This is a genomic window from Enterobacter sp. DVT3837, assembly GCF_056238685.1.
On the sequence record NZ_JBWDLA010000002.1, the window covers coordinates 620,553 to 643,711 of the forward strand.

A 23,159-nucleotide genomic window follows, 5' to 3' on the forward strand; every position below is an offset into this window, starting at 1 on the left:
CTCAAACTATAAATACTGTGAATCTTTTTCCAGTGTAACGATACGCTGTCGTGCGTTAATGGGGTTTATCTGAAAGTGCGGGCAGGTGTCGGGCAACGAAGACGTTGCCCGATATGAAGATTAGTGAGATTTAAACCCTGCGGCTGTAATCAACATACGAAAGAACATACTGACCGCAGCCAGCGCCAGTACGCTTCCGCCCCAGATAATGGCCAGCCACATCAATCTTTTCCAGACAGGTTGTTGCATCAGTGATAACCCTCCCCATGCTGAATTTTTCCGCGAAACACGTAGTAACTCCAGAAGGTGTAGACCAGGATAATGGGAATGATCAACAACGCGCCCACCAGCATAAAGCCCTGGCTTTGCGTCGGCGCGGCGGCCTGCCACAGGGTGATTGACGGTGGAATGATATGCGGCCAGATGCTGATTCCAAGACCGCTAAAGCCGAGGAATATCAATCCTAACGTCAGGATGAATGGGCGATTATGGCTTGCAGGATTATTGAGGCAACGCCACTGATACAGACTCAGAAGCACCACCAGCACCGGAACAGGCAACAGGTAAAACAGATTCGGCAGCGTGAACCAGCACGCGGCGATGGCTGGCTGCGCCAGCGGTGTCCAGATACTGATTGCGGCAATGAAGGCCAGAAGAATGATTAACAGCGTTCTGGATACCCCACGCATCCGCTGCTGAAGGGCATTTTCGCTTTTCATCACCAGCCATGTAGAGCCTAACAGTGCATAGGCCACCACCAGACCGGCACCGCAGAACAGGTTAAACGCGGTGAACCAGTCAAAGGGCCCGCCAGTATAGGCCCGGCCAGTCACGGTAAAGCCGTTGATCACTGCGCCCACCGTGACACCCTGGGTAAACGTAGCCAGAATTGAACCACCAATAAACGCTTTATCCCAGAAGGGACGGTGCGCCGGCGTTGCTTTAAAGCGAAACTCGAATGCTACGCCACGGAAAATAAGTCCGATCAGCATTAATGTCAGCGGGATGGTGAGGGCATCAATGATCACCGCATAGGCCAGTGGAAATGCACCGAACAGGGCCGCACCGCCGAGCACCAGCCAGGTTTCATTTCCGTCCCAGACCGGGGCGACGCTGTTGACCATCACATCGCGATCGTCGGCATTTTGTGTCGTCGGAAACAGAATACCCATCCCGAGATCAAAACCGTCCATCACGATATACATCAGTGTGGCGAAGACGATGATGACAAACCAGATAATGGAAAGATCGATACCCATTATGGCTGCTCCTTATGTTCAGTTGTGACGGCAGAGAGTGGGCGTGCCGGACGTCCGTCTGATTCGGTGGCATAAGATTCATGAGGCTGCGGACCTTTCCTGATAAGGCGCACCATATAGCTGTAACCCACGCCAAACACCGAGGTGTAAACGACGAAAAAGGCCAGCAAACTCACGCTCATATGCAGGTCACCATGCGCTGAAACCGCATCTTTCGTTCGTTGCAGACCATAAACAACCCACGGCTGGCGACCCACTTCGGTGGTGATCCATCCGGCCAGAATCGCAATCAGCCCGGATGGCCCCATCAACAGGGCAAACCACAGGAAAGGGCGAGAAGCGTAAACACGCTTTTTATAGCGTAACCACAGCGCCACAACGCCGAGCAGCAACATCAGCATGCCTAAGCCGGCCATAATGCGGAATGACCAGAAGACGATGGTCGAGTTCGGGCGGTCTTCCTTCGGGAACTCCTTGAGAGCCGGAACCTGTTTATCCAGGCTGTGCGTCAGGATAAGACTCCCCAGCGCAGGGATCTCCAGACCAAAGCGGGTGCGCTCCTGTTCCATATCCGGCCAGCCAAACAGCAGCAGCGGGGTGGGTTCTCCTGGCGGATTTTCCCAATGACCTTCAATGGCGGCGATTTTAGCGGGCTGGTGCTTTAGCGTGTTCAACCCGTGCATATCACCGACCATGGCCTGGATGGGGGCGACAATTAGCGTCATCCACAGCGCCATAGAAAACATCGCGCGGATGGCTGGAGTATTATTCCCGCGCAGCAGATGCCATGCCGCGGAAGCGCCGACAAATAACGCGCTGCTGAGGAACGCGGCTATCGACATATGCAGCAGTCGGTAAGGGAAGGAGGGGTTAAATACCACGGCGAACCAATCCACCGGCACGACCTGACCGTTGACGATCTCATAGCCTTGCGGGGTCTGCATCCAGCTGTTTGATGAGAGGATCCAGAAGGTGGAGATAATGGTCCCCAGCGCCACCATACAGGTAGAGAAGAAATGCAAACCAGGCCCGACTTTGTTCCAGCCGAAAAGCATCACACCAAGGAAACCTGCTTCCAGGAAGAAGGCGGTCAGCACTTCATAGGTCAGCAGCGGGCCGGTAATACTGCCCGCAAACTGCGAAAATCCACTCCAGTTGGTACCAAACTGGTAGGCCATCACCAGCCCGGAGACAACGCCCATACCAAAGTTAACGGCAAAAATTTTCGACCAGAAATGGTACAGCGAGCGCCAGACCGGATTTTTGGTTTTAAGCCACAGGCCTTCGAGCACGGCAAGATAGCTTGCCAGGCCGATGGTGATGGCCGGGAAAATGATGTGAAAGGATACGGTAAAAGCAAACTGTATCCGTGCAAGATGAAAAGCATCTAAACCAAACATGCACAACCTCAATGTCAAACGGTGTGCTGTTATGCTATAGGGGCAGAAATCAAACTATCAGAGGCAGAAAAGTAAAATTTATCTATAACAGTTGGAGGAATAATTAGGAATTGAACATCTGATATACATCGTGTTTTTGAATAAAAAATTTATTTTTATGAATTTTACGCATGAAACTGCTTGCTTTGTCTTCAACACCATGCGTTAATGACCTTCTGGTTTTGAGTCCAAAAAAATATCTGACGTAGTTTTATAAAGTAGTCCTCATCACGTTGTGCCTCTCCGCAGCCGCTCCTGGTTCTCTTTCTACACTCCGATTAGTTTTTGTTTCAAACCACTATCGCCTGAAAGGCCCATTAGCAATTTACGTTTTAACGTTCACAGGAGAATCCTATGACTTCTTACATTCATTTCCGCTGCCCATGCTGTCATGGTTCGCAGTACCGTACCTCAGTCTTTGATGTGTCTGAGAAAAACCCGTTTGGTGCGAAATGCATTTTTTGCAAATCGTCGATGATTACGCTCGATCACCTGACCGTTGCACATTCAGCCCAGAGCCACGTTATCGAGTACCGCAAGTAATCAACACCGCTTTTCATAACAGTTAGCAAAAACTTCTCTTTTTCTCCTGCTGATATACACTGTCGGCATTAAGGAGAATCTGATGAAAAAATACCAGCGTCTGGCGCAACAAATTATCTCGCAGATTGAGCTTGGCGTATGGTTGCCGGGCGATAAGTTGCCTTCTCTGCGCGAGCAGGTGGTGAGCAGCGGCATGAGTTTTATGACCGTTGGCCACGCGTACCAGATGCTGGAAAGTCAGGGGCGCATCGTCGCCAGACCACAGTCGGGCTATTACGTTGCCTCGCGCCCGACGACACAACAGCCTGCTCCGCCTGCCCAGGTGATGCGTGACGAAGCGGTCGATATCAACACCTATATCTTCGACGTATTGCAGGCCAGCCGCGATCCATCGGTTGTTCCTTTTGCTTCCGCGTTTCCCGATCCCCGACTTTTCCCGCTTCAGCAGCTCAACCGTTCGCTGGCGAATGTCAGTAAAACGGCGACCGCAATGAGCGTCATTGAAAATCTACCCCCGGGTAATGTTGATCTCCGCCACGCCATTGCTCGTCGCTATGCCCAGCAGGGGATGAACATCTCACCGGAAGAGATCGTCATTACCGCTGGCGCGCTTGAAGCGCTGAATCTCAGTTTGCAGGCAGTGACTGAACCTGGGGATTGGGTGATTGTCGAGAATCCCTGTTTCTACGGCGCATTGCAGGCGCTGGAACGCCTGAAACTCAAGGCGCTGTCGGTTGCGACGGATGTCCGCGAGGGGATCGACCTGAATGCGCTTGAGCAGGCGCTGAATGAATACCCGGTAAAAGCCTGCTGGCTCATGACCAATGGGCAAAACCCGCTTGGCTTTACGCTGAGTGCCGAGAAAAAAGCGCATCTGGTGGCGCTGTTAACGAAGCATAACGTCATCCTGATTGAGGATGATGTCTATAGCGAGCTTTACTTTGGTCGGGAAAAACCGCTTCCGGCGAAGGCCTGGGACCGGGAGGAGATGACGCTTCACTGCTCATCGTTTTCGAAATGTCTGGTGGCGGGGTTTCGTATCGGCTGGGTGGCGGCGGGAAAACACGCACGCCGTATTCAGCAGCTTCAACTGATGAGCACGTTATCGACCAGTTCTCCGATGCAACTGGCGCTGGTGGACTATCTGGCGACTAAACGTTACGACGCGCATCTGCGCCGCCTGCGACGCACGCTGGCCGAGCGAAAGCAGCAGGCCTGGCAGTCCCTTTTGCGGCATATGCCTGCCGGGGTCAAAATTCACCATAATGATAGCGGCTACTTTTTATGGCTGGAGCTTCCGGCGCAGCTGGATGCAGGGCTACTTAGCGAAAAGGCTTTGATTCACCACATTAGTATTGCCCCCGGAAAGATGTTTTCCACCTCTGACGCCTGGACGCCATTCTTTCGTTTTAATACCTCCTGGGCATGGGGGGAGCGTGAAGAACAGGCGGTTATTCAGTTGGGGAAATTAATTAGCAGTATGCTGAAATAAACTTTTCTTACCTTCATTTAAATAATCATTCCTTATTCGTATGGCGGCACGGCGAATATTTCGTGGCGCCATATCCCAGGAAATCTGCATACCGTCTCCCATCGCTAACTCCTTGTCTATAATCCAGTTAACGGGGAATGCGTCCTCGGTCACACCTTGATGAAATTTCCTTAAGCCGCACGGTGCGGCGCATTTACGCGGTCTACGTTTAATAAGGGAGATATTTTTACGGCATGGCTGCCGCTAAATTCCATTGCGACAGGAGTAACCCTTATGAGCAAAAAATTTGCCCGCAGCAGCCTGTGTGCGCTCGGCATGACTATCATGACAGCGCAAGCCGCAGAACCACCAAAGGCTATCGGTGACGGGGAAGGACGACTGGATATTATTGCCTGGCCGGGATACATCGAACGCGGACAGACGGATAAAAATTATGACTGGGTCACCCAGTTTGAAAAAGAGACCGGATGCGCGGTCAACGTCAAAACGGCGGCCACGTCGGATGAGATGGTGAGCCTGATGGCGAAAGGGGGATACGACCTGGTCACCGCGTCGGGTGATGCTTCCCTGCGCCTGATCATGGGCAAACGCGTGCAGCCCATTAATCCCGACCTCATCCCCAACTGGAAAACCCTCGATTCACGGATTGTGAAAGGAGAATGGTATAACGTAGGTGGCAAAGTCTACGGCACTCCCTATCAGTGGGGGCCAAACCTGCTGATGTACAACACCAAAACCTTCCCGACACCGCCGGATAGCTGGGGCGTGGTCTTTACCAAACAGGATCTCCCGGACGGTAAAACCAATCAGGGGCGTGTGCAGGCGTATGACGGCCCGATTTACATCGCCGATGCCGCGCTGTTTGTCAAAGCTACTCAACCGCAACTGGGTATTACCGACCCGTACCAGCTCACGGAGAAACAGTATGCCGCCGTACTCAAGGTGCTTCGCGATCAGCACGCCTTGATCCACCGTTACTGGCATGACACGACCGTACAAATGAGTGACTTCAAAAATGAAGGCGTCGTCGCCTCCAGCGCCTGGCCTTATCAGGCGAATGCCCTGAAAGCTGAGAACCAGCCGATTGCCACCGTCTTCCCGAAAGAAGGGGTTACTGGCTGGGCGGATACCACCATGCTTCACGCGCAGGCAAAACATCCGATGTGCGCCTACAAATGGATGAACTGGTCGCTGACACCGAAGGTGCAGGGCGATCTGGCGGCATGGTTTGGCTCACTGCCTGTGGTTCCTGAAGGGTGTAAAGCCAGTACGTTGCTGGGTGATAAAGGTTGCGAAACAAACGGATATAACGAGTTCGACAAAATCATGTTCTGGAAAACCCCTATCGCTGAAGGCGGCAAATACGTGCCATACAGTCGCTGGACGCAGGATTACATCGCCATCATGGGCGGCCGTTAATCGCCCGGGAGCAGAACATGACGTATGCCGTAGAGTTTAATAACGTTTCTCGTCTGTACGGCGAGGTACGGGCGGTGGATGGGGTCACTATTGCGATTCGTGACGGAGAATTTTTCTCCATGCTGGGGCCTTCGGGCTCCGGCAAAACCACCTGCCTGCGTCTGATTGCCGGTTTTGAACAGCTCTCAGGCGGCACGATCGCTATCTTTGGCAAAGAGGCGAGCGAACTTCCTCCGTGGGAACGGGATGTGAACACCGTATTCCAGGACTATGCGTTGTTCCCGCATATGTCGATCCTCGATAATGTCGCCTACGGATTGATGGTCAAAGGTGTCGACAAGAAAAAACGCCATGCACAGGCCCGGGATGCCCTGGAAAAAGTGGGCTTAAGCTTTGCCGTAGCCCGTAAGCCCTCACAACTTTCTGGCGGTCAGCGCCAGCGCGTTGCGATTGCGCGCGCGTTGGTCAATGAACCACGCGTCTTGCTGCTGGACGAACCTTTAGGCGCACTTGACCTCAAATTGCGCGAGCAGATGCAGTTCGAGCTGAAGAAGCTTCAGCAGGAACTGGGTATCACCTTTATTTTTGTCACCCACGATCAGGGCGAAGCCCTTTCCATGTCAGACCGGGTGGCGGTGTTCAATAACGGACGTATTGAGCAGGTCGATACACCCCGCGATCTCTACATGCGCCCGCGCACCCCGTTTGTGGCCGGTTTTGTCGGCACCTCCAATGTCTTTGATGCTGGCCTTGCGCAGAAAGTCTGTGGTCTGGAAGGCACTTACTCGCTACGTCCTGAGCATATTCGCCTCAATGAGAGCGGTGAAGTTCAGGTTCAGGGCGTCGTGCAGGCGGTACAGTATCAGGGGGCGGCAACACGTCTGGAGCTCAAACTCGCTGATGGGGCAAAACTGCTGGTGAGCCAGGCCAATCTTAGTGATATCACGATGCTGAGTGGCGTTGAGCCGGGGCAGGCAGTGATGGCGTCGTGGTCACGGGATGCCATGATCCGTCTGTCTGAGGAGAGGTGAAATGGATATGAGTGTCGCTCATCCTCCCGCACCACGCAGCCGCTTAAGCCGCATAACGGCTCTGTTCTGGCGAAAGCCATCGCTCGGCTTGTTCCTGCTCCTGCTTGCTCCGCTGATGTGGTTTGGCATCGTCTACTTAGGTTCGCTCCTGACCCTGCTGTGGCAGGGGTTTTACACCTTTGACGACTTCACTATGGCGGTGACGCCGGATCTGACGCTGGCTAATATCCAGGCACTCTTCAACCCGGCAAACTACGATATCATCCTGCGTACGCTGATGATGGCAATAGCGGTCACCATTGCCAGCGCAATCCTGGCATTCCCGATGGCCTGGTATATGGCGCGTTATACCAGCGGTAAGTGGAAAGCATTCTTCTATATTGCGGTGATGCTGCCGATGTGGGCGAGCTATATTGTTAAGGCGTACGCCTGGACTTTACTGCTGGCGAAGGATGGCGTGGCGCAATGGTTTCTCAGCCATATGGGGCTGGAGCCGATCCTGGCCTCAATGCTGACGCTACCGGCGATTGGCGGAAACACGTTGTCCACCTCAGGACTAGGGCGGTTTCTGGTCTTCGTCTACATCTGGTTACCGTTTATGATCCTGCCCGTACAGGCGGCGCTGGAACGGCTGCCCGCTTCATTACTGCAGGCCTCGGCCGATCTCGGTGCGCGTCCCCGTCAGACCTTTCGTTATGTCGTTTTACCGCTGGCGATCCCGGGCATTGCCGCAGGGTCAATATTCACCTTTTCCCTGACGCTGGGGGATTTCATTGTTCCGCAACTGGTGGGGCCGCCGGGCTATTTCATCGGGAACATGGTCTATTCTCAGCAGGGGGCGATCGGCAATATGCCTATGGCCGCGGCGTTTACTCTGGTTCCCATCGTGCTTATTTCTCTCTATCTGGCGTTCGTGAAACGTCTGGGAGCATTCGATGCACTCTGAACGCGCACCGTTGTTCCTGAAAGTGGCAGCGTGGGGAGGGGTAATCTTCCTGCACTTCCCGCTGCTGATTATCGCGACCTATGCCTTTAACACCGAAGACGCTGCGTTCAGTTTCCCGCCACAAGGGTTGACGCTGAAGTGGTTTAGCGTGGCGGCAGGGCGCGGCGATATTATTGAATCCGTGACGTTGTCACTTCAAATTGCCGCCTTATCAACCGCAATCGCCCTCGTGCTTGGCACGCTTGCTGCAGCGGCACTGTGGCGCAGTGAGTTTTTCGGCAAAAACGCGATCTCATTGTTGTTGCTGTTGCCGATTGCGCTACCGGGGATCATCACCGGTCTGGCGCTACTGACAGCATTTAAGGCTATCAACCTCGAACCGGGATTTTTCACCATCGTGGTCGGACACGCCACCTTCTGTGTGGTGGTGGTGTTTAACAACGTTATTGCCCGGTTCAGACGTACCTCCTGGAGTCTGGTTGAGGCGTCGATGGATCTGGGGGCTGACGGCTGGCAAACCTTCCGGTATGTCGTGCTGCCCAATCTAGGCTCAGCGCTATTGGCCGGGGGCATGCTGGCGTTTGCGCTGTCGTTCGACGAGATCATCGTCACAACATTTACCGCGGGACACGAGCGTACGTTACCGCTGTGGTTACTCAATCAGCTCGGGCGTCCACGCGACGTGCCGGTCACCAACGTCGTTGCACTGTTGGTGATGCTGGTGACGACCATCCCCATTCTGGGAGCCTGGTGGCTAACCCGCGACGGCGAGAACATTGCCGGTAGCGGGAAATAACTTTAATTTCAACAGGATAATGCTATGCAAAAACATCTGCTGATAAAGGGTGAACTGGTTGCCGGAGAAGGAGAAAAACAGCCGGTTTATAACCCTGCCACCGGAGAGGTACTGCTGGAGATTGCTGAAGCCTCACCTGCTCAGGTTGATGCGGCCGTTCAGGCTGCGGATCGTGCTTTCAGCGAATGGGGCCAAACCACACCTAAAATGCGTGCTGAGTGCCTGCTGAAACTGGCTGATGTCATTGAGGCGCATGGTGAAGAGTTTGCCCGGCTTGAGTCTCTTAACTGTGGCAAGCCGCTGCACTGTGTTCTGGGTGATGAAATTCCGGCCGTCGTCGACGTTTTTCGTTTCTTTGCCGGGGCTGCGCGTTGCCTGAACGGGCTGGCCGCCGGGGAATATCTTGATGGCCACACCTCGATGATCCGTCGCGACCCGATTGGTGTTGTCGCCTCTATCGCACCGTGGAACTACCCGCTGATGATGGCTGCATGGAAGCTGGCACCTGCGCTGGCGGCCGGTAACTGTGTGGTGATCAAACCCTCTGAAATTACGCCGCTGACAGCCTTAAAACTGGCAGAACTGGCGAAGGATATTTTCCCGGCAGGCGTTCTGAACGTGCTGTTTGGTCGAGGTAAAACGGTAGGTGATCCGCTGACCGGACATGAAAAAGTGCGTATGGTCTCACTGACCGGTTCGATTGCCACCGGGGAACATATCATCGGGCATACCGCGTCTTCGATTAAGCGCACCCACATGGAGTTGGGGGGCAAAGCGCCGGTTATCGTCTTTGATGATGCCGACCTCGATGCCGTTGTCGAAGGTGTTCGTACTTTCGGTTTCTACAATGCCGGACAAGACTGTACGGCAGCCTGCCGTATTTATGCCCAGAAGGGGATTTATGCCCGGCTTGTTGAAAAACTGGGGACAGCAGTAGCCAGCCTCAAAATGGGTGCCCCGGAGGATGCCTCTACCGAGCTTGGGCCGCTGAGTTCGGCAGCCCATCTTTCACGGGTCTGTAAAGCTGTTGATGAGGCGAAAGCGCTCGGCCATATCCGCGTTGTCACGGGAGGCAGTAAAAAAGAGGGGACGGGCTACTACTTCCAGCCAACCCTGCTGGCGGGTGCAAAACAGGAAGATGCCATTGTTCAGCGAGAAGTGTTTGGTCCGGTGGTGAGCGTGACCGAGTTTGACGATGAAGCGCAGGTGCTGGCATGGGCTAACGACTCGCAATATGGCCTGGCATCATCCGTCTGGACTAAAGATGTGGGGCGCGCCCATCGCCTGAGTGCGCGCCTGCAGTACGGATGTACCTGGGTGAACACCCACTTTATGCTGGTGAGCGAAATGCCACATGGCGGCATGAAATTGTCCGGATACGGAAAAGATATGTCGGTTTACGGGCTTGAGGATTATACGGTTGTCCGGCATGTCATGATTAAACACTAACCATCATGCCCGGTCGCTTGCGCGGCCGGGTGTACTCTCATTTCGCCACTAATGTTGCGTAAAATACCCAATTGTTATTAGCCATAATTTTTAAGTGGTTATTCTGTAACGAAAAAACTTGATCTGTATCAACATGTGACGCATATTGCGTGCGGTTATTTTTTCGGCTCTGGTATACAGAATGACGTTGTATCAAAAGATGTTGGTTTTTTACGCAATCATGGCTTCCATCTGCGCATTAATTACCTGGTTCCTCTCTAAAGACCGTAAACGTATACGCCTGCTGAGTGCTTTTCTGGTGGGATCTACCTGGCCAATGAGCTTTCCCGTTGCGCTGCTGGTCTCGCTTTTCTGAAGCTCGCTTCCAGTTTTAAAAGATGAACATAGCATTCCAGATGTGATAACTGTATAAATACACAGTGCATCATAAAAGGAGTGCTTATGAACAGTTTTTACTCGCAACAGGCTGGTTGCACTGTGCGCTGGCATGATTTGCCCGGGGCTGACGATCCCGTCGTCTTCATTCACGGGTTGGGTTGCGCCTCTTCCTATGAATATCCCCGAGTCGTTCGTGATCCATCATTTGGCGCGCGCAGAGCCATTCTTATTGATTTGCCCGGCAGCGGTTATAGCGATAAGCCTGAGCACTACAGCTACAAAACCACTGACCAGGCGCACGTTGTGGCGGAGCTGATTGACCATCTTAAACTGAATGCCTTCTGGCTCTATGGCCACAGCATGGGTGGCAGCATTGCTATCGAAGCAGCGGGTCTGCTGGCACCGCGCGTCAGAGGGGTGATGGTGTCAGAACCCAATTTTCACGCAGGTGGCGGAATGTTCAGCCGGTCTATTGCAGCGCAAACCGAGCAACAGTTTCTGGAACGGGGTTATGGTGCCATGCTCAGCGCAGAAACGACGGCGTGGGCGGGGTGCCTGCAGAGTAATGCCCCTTATGCCGTGTGGCGGGGCGCATCAAGCCTGGTGGAAGGTGTGGAACCCGAATGGGAAGCACAATTCCTGTCTCTGGCCTGCCCGGTGACGTTGATTTTCGGCGAGCTGTCGCTGCCGGATAACGATGTGGATAATCTGAAGCAGAAGGGCGTTGAAGTGAAAATCATCCCAGCAGCCGGGCATTCAATGTCCTGGGAAAACCCGTCCGCGCTGGCACAAGCATTAGCAGAGTGCGTGGCAGCGTGATAATAGCCCGCATTGCTGCGGGCTAAAAAGATCAGCGCAATAATGCCTGCAGCGCCTGGCGAGAGTCGGGCTGAACATCATGCGGATGCTGGTAATCAATGTTCTCTATCGCCCGGCTATAGAGCGCAACCAGCCAGTCGTAAACATACGCGGTAGCCGCATGTACGGGCTGTTCCCCCAGTCGGGTAAGACGAGGTTCCGCGCTACTCACCACCGGTGTGACAAAGATGGCATTACCCTTACGGATGCGGCTTGCCGGACGTGCTGTAACAGGTGTCTGGTCGTAACCCAACCAGCCAACAAAGTTACCCATCACAGCATGCAGCTGTGCGGCGCTACTTTTATCCGTTTCAACAATGCGCTGAAGTTGCTGAGGCAGGTTAAGCCGGTAGCTGGTTACCACCAGAACATCTGCGATTTGCTGCAACACCCCGGGCTCCAGTCCAAGACGGGCTGCCGTGGCATCATTGCGGCTCCATTGACGCAGATGATTTATCCACACTCGGTGTGCCAGACGCGCTTTGTCTTTGGTCTGGAACATGCCGGTACTTTCCTGTGCGTTATCGGCAAACAGGTCAATGGAATCCGTAAACAACCCGTTAACTTGCTCCTCACGGGGTTGCTGAACGGCCAGCAGGGTTTCAAAGGCTTTAAGCGGCGGCAGAAGACCCTCCAGCAGTTCACCGTGGCGGGCGGCGCAGCCCTGAAGGGTTCGCACCATACTTTCTGCACGGGTTCGTCTGGCTCCGGGGGCCTCAACCAGCGGCGCCAGATAGCTTTGCATCAGAGACGAAAGCTCCTGCCGCAGCAAGTTTTTCAGCGTACTAAGACGCTTCTGCCGCTGGGCAGGTAATGTAGCCTGAGACAACCACTCGATCACGCGCTGCATGCTGTGGCTGTCCAGTGCCTGGAGGGTGCCCCAGCGCAAACCCGGTTTACCGAGCAGATGCTGTACGGCTTCATCGAGATTCTGCCTGGTGGTAAAACGAGCGTCATGAGGGGTAATTGCCCACACCAGACCCGGCAGGGCAGATTCTTCAGCAGGCTGTGTCTCTTTGACCCAGTTCATTAACACTTTTGCTTTTTTGGCCGTCTGCTCGTGCTGTGCGGTGGCATTGCAAATAACCAGAACATCTGGCTGTAGCTGTTGACGGTAGTGCTCAAGCAGCCACTGTGATTTAGCCTGGTGTAACGGATCGGCATTATTTTCTTCAAATACAGGAATATCAATAATATCGACATTATCCAGGGCACTGTTCTCAACCGGTAACACCAGCTCGCGGGTCAGGAAGGCAAGCACATCGACGGGGATGCTGATGGCATTGAGCATCTCACCGTTATTCAGTGGATGAAGCAGCGTCTCCTGCGCTTCCTGAAGGGTTAACGTGCCGTCGTGCGTCAGGAACCCTTCACCGGGCAGGCCGAAGCTATCCACCAGCAGGCTAAGCGGCGCGGCAAGTTCGCTGGCATGGCTGGTCTGATGCAGCACATGGGCGAGTTTTAACCACTGCTGGGTCAACTCCTGTTGCTCACCCCACAACAGTGACCAGACGCTGGCTCGCGTGCTGAGATCAAGGGAGGGGACCAGTTGGGCAAACTGGTGCCACAGGGCATCATCAATTTGCTGTTTTGCGGCGGGTACCGTGTTCTGCCAGAAGCGGGCAATTGCCCCGACTTCCTGAGACGTGATGCCAGGCACGCCCTGCGGCTGACGCAGACCGCGCCATTTTTCCAGGCGCGTCTCAATGACGGCTTTATCCACGGCGCGCATCTGCGGGTGCTGCGTCGTGCGGGCAATAAACAGCTGTACCAGTTCGGCCTCGGTGATCAGACTCAGACGCAGAGGAAACGCCTCATCAATGACGTCTGCATGTCCCCGGGTGAAGCGGACGGCCATGTTTGTCAGGGCATGTCCCGGATTGATATGGGAAAAATAGTCAAAGGTGCGCTGGCCTGGTGTCACGTTCAGGCGTCCGTTGCCGCTACCGCACAGAGACAAAAGTAGGTGCGCTTTTGCACTCTGAGAATGACCGTAAAGCCCAATGCTGCTCTGGCGAGTCAGGGCATGTTCAATGGCTTGTTCCCGCGCCTGCACCGCGTTGATGCGAGCAAGCAGGGCGTCGGCATCGTTATCCAGCACCGGGGCGTTCAGGCGCGTCTCATTAATCCACCCAATTAGAGCCTGAGTGGTGGTCGTCGTCACTGTCATTTCAGGTATACGCTCCCGCTGTCGATCCAGTAGTGGCTACCGCTATGACGGCGATCGGCCAGAGTATTCAGTTTGAAGGTTAACGCGTCAGGGGCGACCGGGGTGCCGTCCTGGAGCCAGGCATCGCTCAGTTCGAAGGACTCCGGGCCTTCCTGCTTGCTGCCACCGCAGAGTTTAAGCCGCACGTTCAGCACGCCATCACCCGCAATCGCTTTGGCCAGTTCAGCCGAGTTGATGCTAAGTGTATAGAGCGGTGTGGCCGGCCAGCGTGCGTTTGCCAGCTGGCGGAAGCCGAGGGTGACGTTACCGCGCAGCGGGAAGTGCAGACGCGCGTCGAGTTTCGCACCGGGTTTATCGAGATCGATATCCTGATACCAGACGTTCTCTTCGCGCAGGGTGTTGACCGTATTATCCAGCACACCCAGATACCGCACGGTTGAATACGCACCAATATCTGCTGCCTTAAAGTTAAAGCGCGGCAGACGCAGATCAAGCGCCAGGCTGCAAAGCATCGCACCCACGGCGGCTGTTGATTTGGGGTTGCCAATGCGGCCCTGCTGGCTGAACGGATACCACTCATGAACCTGATACTTATCCAGCCAGACGATGCGATTGACCGGAACCGGCTGCAGGTGACGAATCAGTGCCTGAACGCCAGGCAGGCAGCCAGGACGCCCGGTGATCAGCAAAATATCGCAGCTGTAATGGGAAATCGCCTCACATACTGCATGGAGCGGCGAAGCCAGCGTAAACTGACCAGCCAGCATTGCATCCTGCATCTCACGGAAATTTACGTGCAGCGGAACGGTGAATAGATCGAACGTTTCAGAACCCGCAGGCAGGGCATGATCGATCGCCTGTTGCAGATAATTCATCACGTTGCGGGTCGGTTTCTGCGGCAGGAGATCGCCAAAGGTGGCATGCAGGCCAGCCAGCGGATCGTCAATATCGCTCGATTCCCACGCGGCAAGAATGGCATGGCCAATCGGCATAAAGAGCTGAAGCGCCGTTTGCTGGCGCAATACTGCCTGGGTGTCAATTCGGCCGGAGTCACCGAAGAGCGAAGCCATCAGCAGCGAGGCGTCCGCAATACCCGATTTCTGCAGTTGCGTTTGCAGGGCGGGCAGTACATAGCGCTGAATCACATCAAGCAGGGTATCGTCGCCCGCGACTTTAAACCCTTCACGGAACAGCAGTTGCGGCGTGATTTTAACGTTGTTACCCGAGCCATCATCAAGCTGATAATGGGTGATCGCCATATCCGTTGTGCCGCCACCAATGTCGATGGACGCGACGCGCAGTGAACGCCCCGGCTGAACGCCGGGCTCAGGTTCACGATCCGGGCGGGCGAGGGAGGCAAAGAACGCCTCAGTCTGGCCGCCAAAACGAGAAATGGCTTCGTTATACAACCAGACCAGTTGACCGCAGCTGGCTTCATCCCACTCCATCTGGATTTCAGGAACCGGCACCACACTTTTTTCCTGCTGTTTGCGGGTGGCGAAATCTTCATCCTGCGGGTGCCATCCCATTGCTTTCCAGACAATGGCGATCGCTTCGAACATGCGGCGACGGAAAATCTCCCGCTCCTGCTTTGGCATGGCCGACGGCAGGGTCAGGATCAGGGTTCGTAACTGGCGCGGAGATGCCGGGAAGCCCAGACGCAAGCGCGTGGCGACGCTATTGATCTGACCCAGAGCCTGTGCCAGCAGCTCGCACAACATGTGTGTCATCAGCGTGCTACGGCTGTACTGCGGCGAGAAGACTGGCAGTCGCTCGTCCTGCGGCAGCGTAAAGAGCGGCTCACCGTCATCGTTCATCAGGTTCATCAGCGGAAACGCGGTAGCCAGAGGTTCACGCTGGGTTTTGCTGTTCATCTGGCTAAATCGCCAGTCCTGAACCACCGGTGTTTCATCCCAGAGGTAGCGACGCGGGCTGGAGATGCCGCTGTTACCTTCGGTTCCCAGGCGCTGGGTAGCCAGTTTCCGTGCTTCATCGCCGACGCGGACAATCGACGGCCAGACAAAGGCATCTTCGCGACCGCTTTCAACCGAGAAGTGCTGCTTGCCAAAACGCGCTTCTGAGAACTCCAGACGGCTGGTGAACAAGGGTTCATTGAGGAATTGTGGCTCGCTCAACGAACGTACCTGCAGCTCGGCAGTCTGGCGCAGACCATCGTTCGCATCCCCGTGGTCTTCAATAATCACGCCGCAGGTATGGGTATTGCCCACATCGAGGATCAGGTCGACCGGAATGGCAGGGGTACTGAGCGTATGAGTGACAAATTTCACTTCCGGCACGGTAAGCTGCTCACCGAGCATGGTCAGCAGGTTGAGCCAGTGTGCCTGATATTCAAAACTACGCATCGCCTGTTGCAGATCACGTTCAGAGCGGTTTTCAACACCGTCGGCATACTGGGTGAATGCCTCACGCAGCCAGCCGTCAATCCAGGTCTGGTCGAGGAAACTTTCCACTTCGTTATCCCGCCAGGCCAGAGCGAAACGGGTTCCGTTCAGAATGTCGTTTTCGACCGGGGACAGCGCGGACGTGGCATGTTCGGCAATCTGGCTGTCAAGCGCGAGGGTCACGCGGTGCGTATTGCCTGCCGTGTCGGGTTTATCAAGCTTGCGGACCTGAACGCGAGCCCAGTTATCCGGGCCGTCAACAAAGGTCCGTGGCGGGTTAAAGCGCAGGAATGGAACAGGAAGCCAGACACCATCAAGGACCGCCAGCGACTGATGTAGCGCAATGGTGGTTTCCGGTTTCACCACTTCAGGCTGCCCGCCGTTCAACCCGGGCAGAGTATAACGCCCGTTCACCAGGTCGAAATCGAGACGCAGAAGCGGGCCGTTCGCGGTTTTACGTACGAAGCGCCCGTTGCTGGCGGTGTCCTGCGGCGTCAGGCCGAAATCAAGGAACTGCACGCCGCTGTTAGCGATAAGCGTGACGCTTTGTTTATAGTCGCAAAGATTTACCAGCATAGGATCAGGCACCTGCTTTCTTGAACGTCAGTGGGACGACGACGGTGTTTGCATCATAGCGAGCACGACATTCTGCGATATCGCTGGTGCCTGCTTTACAGGAAACCTCCGGCATCGGGTAGCGTGAACCGTCGGTGCAGCGGGCATTACCGCGACTCTTAATCATCAGTTCACCATTGCTGTGAAGCCCGGAGAAGATCTCTGCGCGGCAGACAATGTTGTCACCATGTACTACACGGGCGAAACCTTTGTTGTTCTGGATCTGGTAGCGCAGTGACGGTGGCTTACCGGTCACCGGATCTTTCACATCGAGGATGGCGCGCCAGGTCCCGTTGAGGAAGCGCGTCGATCCCGCTTTCACTTGCTGACCTTCCATAACCATCGCATCTTTCGGAATCGCGACGATAACGACCGGGGCGGGCGCAGGAGCAGGAGCAGGAGCAGGTTCTTTTTCTTTGCTTGCCACTACCTCAGCCTGATGCAACGGTAATTTCATCGCCAGTGGTTCAACTGCTTTGATCGGTTTCGGCGCAATTTCTACAGGCTCTGGCATAGGTGCAGGTGCAGGCTGCGCGGAAGGGGACTGTTTTGGCCACAGCTGCGGTGCGGCAATGGCGGCAACGATCACGGCGGCAACGGGCAGCGTCCACAGCGGGATACGACGCTTTTTCACAACGGTTGTCGGGGTGGGTTCCTGAGCAGGTTGTGGTTGTGTCGCGACTGGAGCAGGTTCTGGCTCATACAGATCCTCCGGCGTAATGCGCACCACCGTCGACGGTGCAATCAGTGGCTCGTCTGCTTGTTCGAAGGTGATGATCGGTTCCGGCTCAGGTTCCGGTTCAGGATCTTCAATCACAACGGGGGCGGGCTCAGGGATCAGTGATTCGCGCAGACAGTCGAGGACATCGTCGCGCGCATTTTCGTTCAGGTTTACAAAGCCCCAGAAGCTAATGACCGGTTTTCCTTCGACCAGAAAGAGAAAGTTTTCGCCCGGAAACTGGAACGCTTTTGACAGCAGTGAACCAAAAAGCTGTTGTGCTGTTTTAGGTGACTGGAGGCACTTCTTACTCAACGACTCGACGCTGGCAAGCGTATTTTCCAGATAGCGCAGGGCGCGAAAACGGTCGTCTTCATCGGCCGCTTTCCAGCTGGTAACACTCCCCTCTATCGGGGAATACCAGTCTACACGGTCACCGCTATCGTTGACCTGTGGAATGGCCAGACAGTCGACAATGGCCTGTTGTTTGCGCAACCGGAGCGCTTCCCGGATTTGTAACGCTGATTCAAAAACGGCTTGTCCGCCGCCGCCAACGGCCTGAAAATCATCCAGATTACCGCTGCGTAAAAGAGTTTTTGCCACGATTTGATCCCATATACTTCTTCACACCGTTACTTTAACGAAATGAGGAAGCAAACAAACGGAGGAAGAGACGCTAAAAGCGCCGATTTCTTGCGGCATAGAAAGTGACGGTTGTGCTTGACGGATAATGGCACTTAAGGCAAATCATCTTTTTCTGCATTGACTGCAAAACCAGCGAAAAACGTGACTTTAGAATAACCTGATAGTGTTTCGTTATTTGCCAGGTCATTAAGCCTGTGCTGTTATTACTGTCCTATATAATAAAACATCCAGGGTTATAACCATGTCTACAGGGAAAACACTGCTCGCCCTTGCGCTGAGCACGCTTTTACCAGCCGGTGCCGCATTGGCGGCAAATAATGACACCATTATTTACTGCTCTGAAGCCTCACCCGAGTCTTTCAACCCGCAAATCGCCAGCTCCGGCCCGTCTTTCGTGGCCAGCTCTCAGGTGTTGTATAACCGTCTGATCAATTTCGATCCGGTGAAAAATACGCCGGTTCCGTCGCTGGCGGAGTCCTGGACAATCTCACCAGACGGTAAGACCTATACGTTTACCCTGCGTAAAGGGGTGAAGTTCAACAGCAATAAATACTTCAAACCGACCCGTGACTTTAACGCCGACGACGTCATTTTCTCCGTCATGCGTCAGAAAGACCCTAAGCATCCTTATCACAACGTCTCGCAGGGCAACTACGAATATTTTAATGACGTCGGCCTCGATAAACTGATTCAGGACGTTAAAAAGGTCGATGATTACCATGTTCAGTTCACCCTCAGTGAACCCAACGCTGCATTCCTTGCCGACTGGGGAATGGATTTTGCCTCTATTCTCTCCGCTGAATACGCTGACGTGATGCTGAAAAAAGGCACGCCAGAGAACGTGGATACCTGGCCGATCGGTACAGGGCCTTATGTGCTGCAGCAGTACAAAGTGGATTCACTGATCCGCTATGTCGCTAACCCGAACTACTGGGAGGGCGAGGTACCGACAAAACACCTGATCTTCTCCATCACGCCAAATGTGGAAACGCGTCTGGCGAAATTGCAGACCAACGAATGCCAGATCATTCCTGCTCCGTCCCCGGTGCAGTTTGATGTGATTAAAAATAACAAAGACCTGACGCTGCACTCTGTCGATGCGTTGAACGCCGGCTATCTGGCGTTTAACACCGAGAAAAAACCGTTTGATAATGTTCTGGTACGTCAGGCGCTAAACTACGCAACCGACAAGAAAGCCATCGTCAATGCGGTCTTTATGGGCTCGGGTACGGTGGCAAAATCACCAATTCCGCCAAACATGATGGGCTTTAATAAAGACCTGAAGGACTACAGCTACGACCCTGAAAAAGCGAAAGCCCTGCTGAAGCAGGCCGGGCTGGAGAAGGGCGTAGAAGTGACGCTGTGGTCAATGCCGGTGCAGCGTCCGTACAACCCTAATTCGCGCCGTATTGCGGAGATGATCCAGAGCGACTGGGCGAAAGTCGGTGTGAAGGCCAAAATTGTCTCTTACGAGTGGGGCGAATACCTCTCCGGCATGCGTAAAGGTGAGCATGACTCTGCGCTGTTCGGCTGGATGTCCGATAACGGTGACCCGGACAACTTTGCCGACGTACTGCTGGGGTGCAACAGCATTAAAACGGGTTCAAACGCAGCACGCTGGTGCGATAAGGGGTATGATTCCCTGGTGCAAAAAGCGAAGCTGACCAGCAACCCGGCTGAGCGCGCTAAACTCTACGGTCAGGCGCAGGAGATTTTCTACCAGCAGGCGCCGTGGATCGCACTGGCGAACGGGAAAACGTTCTACGCTACCCGCAGCAACGTCACGGGTTACAGCGTGAGCCTGATGGGCAGCGATTTCTCAAAAGCGAAGCTGAACTAAGCTTATTATTGCCGGGTAAGGCGTAGCCGCCACCCGGCAATTCACAAGGAGTGACAATGTCACATTTAAACGATGTTATCGCCCGCGTCGATGCCGCCATCGAAGAGAGCGTAATTACCCACATGAATGAACTGCTGATTGAATTAAGCGATGATGCAGAGCTCAGCCGTGAAGATCGCTACACCCAGCAGCAACGTCTGCGCACCGCGATTTCACACCACGGTAAGCAGCATAAAGAGGAGCTGGAGGCGCGACAGGAACAGCTAACGAAAGGCGGCACCATTCTGTAGCGATCAAAACTGGCGTCGCGCGACCAGCCAGGCCCCCACGACCAACATCACCGCGCCGCACACCGGGCCGATCAGGGCGCGCAGCGGTATGCCGTTGCTTCTCAGCACGTCCATCACCAGCCCGCCGATCAACTGGCTTGCCACCAGCACAGCGATGGTCGTCGCCGCGCCTACGTTCTGGTATCCGCTGATACTGGCAAACACGAAAAACGAACCCAGCAGCCCCGGGATCAGCGTCCACCAGCGCACCGTTGCGGCCAGCTCGCTAAATCCGGCGAAGCCCTGTTTCAGCAGCAGAATGCTGACAAAAAGCACAATGCCGACCAGTGAATTCAGCAGCATTGCGATAAGAATAGTGGAGGAGGACTGGGTGATGCGCACCATTAAGGTATTTTGCACCACCAGACCGATTCCCGCCGCCACCAAAAAAGCCAGCGTCATTGACTGATTCATGGGATGGCGTCCGGGTCGCTGCGCTCATCCAGTTGCAGCTGCATAAAGGTTAAGTCCAGCCAGCGGCCAAACTTGGTACCCACCTGCGGCATTTGACCCGTCGTCACAAAACCGAGCGTTTCATGGAGATGAATCGAGGCATGATTCTGCGCTTCGATGCCTGCGACCATCACGTGTTTGCCGATGACGCGGGCTTCGTTAATCAGCGCTTTCATCAATGTGCGACCAATCCCTTTGCCCTGATGATCCGGATGAACATAGACCGAATGTTCTACCGTATGACGAAAACCGTCGAAGGCACGCCAGTCACCAAAAGAGGCATAGCCCGTGATAACACCGTCTTCTTCACTGACCAGTACCGGGTAACCTGCGAGGGTGCGTGCCTCAAACCAGGCGATACGATTATCGGTGTCGACGGTCTTATCGTTCCAGATTGCGGCAGTGTGCAACACCGCGTGGTTGTAAATTTCTCCTATCGCAGCGCAGTCTTCTTTGCAGGCATGACGAACGATCATGATGAAACCTCTGTGTGTTGTTCACTATAGTATTACGATTTAACTACGATATTACACAACTGTATCGCCAGATAGCTATGACATAAGCCATATTTTTTTGTTATCAAAAGCCCATTGAAATGCCGTTCATACACTATAGTATGACGTCATGAACACCATAACAGACACCATGAATCAACGGATTAGCGCAAGAATTCGCCTTGAACGCGAGTCTCGCGGATGGTCTTTGAGCGAGCTTGCTGACCGGGCAGGCGTTTCGCGTGCGATGATCCACAAGATAGAACGTGGGGACAGTAGCCCTACGGCAACGTTGCTTGCCCGCTTGTCGGGGGCTTTTGGCATCAGCATGTCGATGCTGATTGCCAGAGCCGAGATGCAAGAGGGAAAACTACTGCGCGTCGCCAACCAGCCCGTCTGGCGCGATCCACAAACGCATTACCTTCGCCGCCACGTTTCTCCCCGCACAGATCTTCCCATTGACCTTGTTCAGGTTGAACTCCCGGCGGGGAGCGATGTGCCTATGCCAGCCTCTTCTTATGCGCTGGCTCGTCAGCTTATCTGGCTACAAATGGGTGAGCTGGTGTTCCAGGAGGGCGATACGCGCCACGAGATGCGGGCCGGGGACTGTCTGGAGCTGGGGCCGCCTAATGACTGTCGGTTCATCAACGAGACGAATGAAACCTGCATCTATCTGGTCGTACGGCTTAACCAATCTGGCTCGTAATGTTAAAGCGATAACGCCGATCGTGAGCCAGGCTGTAATGACATTTGAACCAGAAGGAGTTCCTGATGAATCAATCTGTTTCCCTTAATCGCCGCTGGGTACTGGCCTCCCGCCCACAGGGTGCGCCGGTCGCGGAGAATTTTCGTCTGGAGGAGCAACCTGTTCCAGCGCCAGTTGAGGGGCAGCTTTTGCTCCGTACGGTCTGGCTGTCGCTGGACCCTTACATGCGTGGCCGCATGAGCGATGCGCCATCCTATTCACCGCCGGTTGAGATCGGTGCGGTGATGGTGGGAGGGACGGTCAGTCGCGTTGAGCGCTCAAACCATCCCGACTTCAAAGCCGGTGAATGGGTGCTGGGCTACAGCGGCTGGCAGGAGTATGAACTCTCGGACGGCAGCGGCCTGGTCAAGCTGGGTGAAAATCCGTCTCATCCTTCCTGGGCGCTGGGTATTCTGGGTATGCCGGGCTTTACCGCCTATATGGGGTTGCTGGATATCGGGCAACCTAAAGCGGGGGAAACGCTGGTGGTTGCTGCCGCAACAGGCCCGGTTGGCGCGACCGTTGGGCAGATTGGCAAAATCAAAGGTTGCCGGGTGGTCGGCGTGGCCGGTGGCGCAGAAAAATGCCGCCATGCGGTTGAGGTCCTCGGGTTTGACCTCTGTCTGGATCACCACGCTGCGGATTTTGCCGACCAGTTGAAACACGCCTGTCCGAAAGGAATTGATGTCTATTATGAAAACGTCGGCGGGAAAGTCTTTGACGCCGTTCTGCCGCTGCTGAATACCTCCGCGCGCGTCCCGGTGTGTGGTCTGGTCAGTGGCTATAATGCGACGGGTCTGCCTGACGGCCCGGACCGTTTGCCGCTCCTGATGGCGACCATTCTGAAGAAACGCATTCGTATGCAGGGCTTTATCATCGGCCAGGACTATGGGCATCGCATTAAAGAGTTCCAGCAAGAGATGGGGCGCTGGGTGCAGGAGGGCAAAATTCACTATCGTGAACAGGTGACTGACGGCCTGGAGAACGCGCCTGAGGCGCTGATTGGCCTTCTGGAAGGGCGAAACTTCGGCAAAGTCGTGATTCGCGTCGTGGGCGACAATAAATAAACCACAATATGGCGGGGTTTCCCGCCATATTTATTTGTGAAGATACGATATATTGTCTTTAATTAACTGAC

General features: G+C 54.5%; 21 protein-coding genes. 13 read left to right on the forward strand and 8 right to left on the reverse strand.

Features of this window, described 5'->3' with window-relative positions:
* Positions 1 to 120: 120 nt before the first annotated feature.
* The 3 genes from AC0XWG_RS17885 to AC0XWG_RS17895 are packed head-to-tail and all read right to left on the reverse strand — an operon-like array spanning position 121 to position 2,659.
* Positions 121 to 249, reverse strand: a complete 129-nt coding sequence (locus AC0XWG_RS17885) for a DUF2474 domain-containing protein (protein ID WP_475680866.1) — start codon at positions 247 to 249, stop codon at positions 121 to 123.
* Positions 249 to 1,259 (reverse strand): cytochrome d ubiquinol oxidase subunit II, encoded by a 1,011-nt coding sequence (cydB, locus tag AC0XWG_RS17890; RefSeq protein ID WP_475680867.1) that lies wholly within the window; start codon positions 1,257 to 1,259, stop codon positions 249 to 251. Before cydB ends, AC0XWG_RS17885 begins: the two co-directional genes overlap by 1 nt.
* Complete coding sequence (locus AC0XWG_RS17895; RefSeq protein ID WP_128347616.1) at positions 1,259 to 2,659, reverse strand: cytochrome ubiquinol oxidase subunit I; 1,401 nt, start codon at positions 2,657 to 2,659, stop codon at positions 1,259 to 1,261. Before AC0XWG_RS17895 ends, cydB begins: the two co-directional genes overlap by 1 nt.
* Before the next feature lie 393 nt (positions 2,660 to 3,052).
* On the opposite strand from AC0XWG_RS17895, the gene ymcF reads away from it, so the two are divergent.
* The 9 genes from ymcF to AC0XWG_RS17940 all read left to right on the forward strand — a co-directional run bounded on the left by ymcF (position 3,053) and on the right by AC0XWG_RS17940 (position 11,571).
* Positions 3,053 to 3,241 (forward strand): cold shock small protein YmcF, encoded by a 189-nt coding sequence (gene ymcF / locus AC0XWG_RS17900; RefSeq protein WP_032666971.1) that lies wholly within the window; start codon positions 3,053 to 3,055, stop codon positions 3,239 to 3,241.
* Between the two features lie 82 nt (positions 3,242 to 3,323).
* Positions 3,324 to 4,733: an aminotransferase-like domain-containing protein gene (locus AC0XWG_RS17905; RefSeq protein ID WP_475680868.1), complete on the forward strand. Its 1,410-nt coding sequence runs from the start codon at positions 3,324 to 3,326 to the stop codon at positions 4,731 to 4,733.
* A 273-nt stretch (positions 4,734 to 5,006) separates the two neighbouring features.
* Positions 5,007 to 6,152 carry a putative ABC transporter substrate-binding protein YdcS gene (ydcS, locus tag AC0XWG_RS17910; protein ID WP_128347618.1) on the forward strand — a complete coding sequence of 382 codons (1,146 nt, stop codon included), beginning with the start codon at positions 5,007 to 5,009 and terminating at the stop codon, positions 6,150 to 6,152.
* Positions 6,153 to 6,169: 17 nt separating this feature from the next.
* Entirely contained in the window at positions 6,170 to 7,183 is a 1,014-nt protein-coding gene (locus tag AC0XWG_RS17915) for an ABC transporter ATP-binding protein (protein WP_028018857.1), read from the forward strand.
* Position 7,184: 1 nt separating this feature from the next.
* On the forward strand, positions 7,185 to 8,129 hold the full coding sequence (locus tag AC0XWG_RS17920) for an ABC transporter permease (RefSeq protein WP_049007339.1): 945 nt from the start codon (positions 7,185 to 7,187) through the stop codon (positions 8,127 to 8,129).
* A complete protein-coding gene (locus tag AC0XWG_RS17925) occupies positions 8,119 to 8,925 on the forward strand; it encodes an ABC transporter permease (protein WP_108089803.1) in 807 nt (268 codons plus the stop codon). Before AC0XWG_RS17920 ends, AC0XWG_RS17925 begins: the two co-directional genes overlap by 11 nt.
* Positions 8,926 to 8,949: 24 nt before the next feature.
* Positions 8,950 to 10,374 (forward strand): aminobutyraldehyde dehydrogenase, encoded by a 1,425-nt coding sequence (gene patD / locus AC0XWG_RS17930; protein WP_128347619.1) that lies wholly within the window; start codon positions 8,950 to 8,952, stop codon positions 10,372 to 10,374.
* Between the two features lie 181 nt (positions 10,375 to 10,555).
* On the forward strand, positions 10,556 to 10,729 hold the full coding sequence (locus AC0XWG_RS17935; protein WP_013096478.1) for a GhoT/OrtT family toxin: 174 nt from the start codon (positions 10,556 to 10,558) through the stop codon (positions 10,727 to 10,729).
* An 86-nt stretch (positions 10,730 to 10,815) separates the two neighbouring features.
* The gene (locus AC0XWG_RS17940) at positions 10,816 to 11,571 is read left to right on the forward strand and encodes an alpha/beta fold hydrolase (RefSeq protein ID WP_128347620.1); all 756 of its coding nucleotides are present in this window, start codon (positions 10,816 to 10,818) and stop codon (positions 11,569 to 11,571) included.
* Positions 11,572 to 11,602: 31 nt separating this feature from the next.
* On the opposite strand, the gene AC0XWG_RS17945 is transcribed toward AC0XWG_RS17940, so the two are convergent.
* The 3 genes from AC0XWG_RS17945 to AC0XWG_RS17955 are packed head-to-tail and all read right to left on the reverse strand — an operon-like array spanning position 11,603 to position 18,118.
* Positions 11,603 to 13,780: a virulence factor SrfC family protein gene (locus tag AC0XWG_RS17945; protein WP_128347621.1), complete on the reverse strand. Its 2,178-nt coding sequence runs from the start codon at positions 13,778 to 13,780 to the stop codon at positions 11,603 to 11,605.
* Positions 13,777 to 16,758, reverse strand: coding sequence for a virulence factor SrfB (locus AC0XWG_RS17950; RefSeq protein ID WP_128347622.1), 2,982 nt, complete (start codon positions 16,756 to 16,758; stop codon positions 13,777 to 13,779). Before AC0XWG_RS17950 ends, AC0XWG_RS17945 begins: the two co-directional genes overlap by 4 nt.
* 4 nt (positions 16,759 to 16,762) lie before the next feature.
* Positions 16,763 to 18,118, reverse strand: a complete 1,356-nt coding sequence (locus AC0XWG_RS17955; protein ID WP_128347623.1) for an SrfA family protein — start codon at positions 18,116 to 18,118, stop codon at positions 16,763 to 16,765.
* 283 nt (positions 18,119 to 18,401) lie between these two features.
* Here AC0XWG_RS17955 and AC0XWG_RS17960 point away from each other — a divergent pair, with 283 nt between their 5' ends.
* Together AC0XWG_RS17960 and AC0XWG_RS17965 are read left to right on the forward strand one after the other, a co-directional pair.
* On the forward strand, positions 18,402 to 20,000 hold the full coding sequence (locus tag AC0XWG_RS17960; protein WP_475680869.1) for an ABC transporter substrate-binding protein: 1,599 nt from the start codon (positions 18,402 to 18,404) through the stop codon (positions 19,998 to 20,000).
* A 56-nt stretch (positions 20,001 to 20,056) separates the two neighbouring features.
* A complete protein-coding gene (locus tag AC0XWG_RS17965; protein ID WP_028018866.1) occupies positions 20,057 to 20,290 on the forward strand; it encodes a YdcY family protein in 234 nt (77 codons plus the stop codon).
* A 3-nt stretch (positions 20,291 to 20,293) separates the two neighbouring features.
* Here AC0XWG_RS17965 and AC0XWG_RS17970 read toward each other — a convergent pair whose 3' ends face one another.
* Positions 20,294 to 20,743: a DMT family transporter gene (locus AC0XWG_RS17970; RefSeq protein ID WP_028018867.1), complete on the reverse strand. Its 450-nt coding sequence runs from the start codon at positions 20,741 to 20,743 to the stop codon at positions 20,294 to 20,296.
* Positions 20,740 to 21,258: a GNAT family N-acetyltransferase gene (locus AC0XWG_RS17975; protein ID WP_462071718.1), complete on the reverse strand. Its 519-nt coding sequence runs from the start codon at positions 21,256 to 21,258 to the stop codon at positions 20,740 to 20,742. The genes AC0XWG_RS17970 and AC0XWG_RS17975 overlap by 4 nt, the downstream gene beginning before the upstream one ends.
* A 148-nt stretch (positions 21,259 to 21,406) precedes the next feature.
* Here AC0XWG_RS17975 and AC0XWG_RS17980 point away from each other — a divergent pair, with 148 nt between their 5' ends.
* Positions 21,407 to 21,982: a helix-turn-helix domain-containing protein gene (locus AC0XWG_RS17980; protein WP_475680870.1), complete on the forward strand. Its 576-nt coding sequence runs from the start codon at positions 21,407 to 21,409 to the stop codon at positions 21,980 to 21,982.
* Positions 21,983 to 22,047: 65 nt separating this feature from the next.
* A complete protein-coding gene (locus AC0XWG_RS17985; RefSeq protein ID WP_129325155.1) occupies positions 22,048 to 23,088 on the forward strand; it encodes an NADP-dependent oxidoreductase in 1,041 nt (346 codons plus the stop codon).
* Positions 23,089 to 23,159 lie beyond the last annotated feature (71 nt).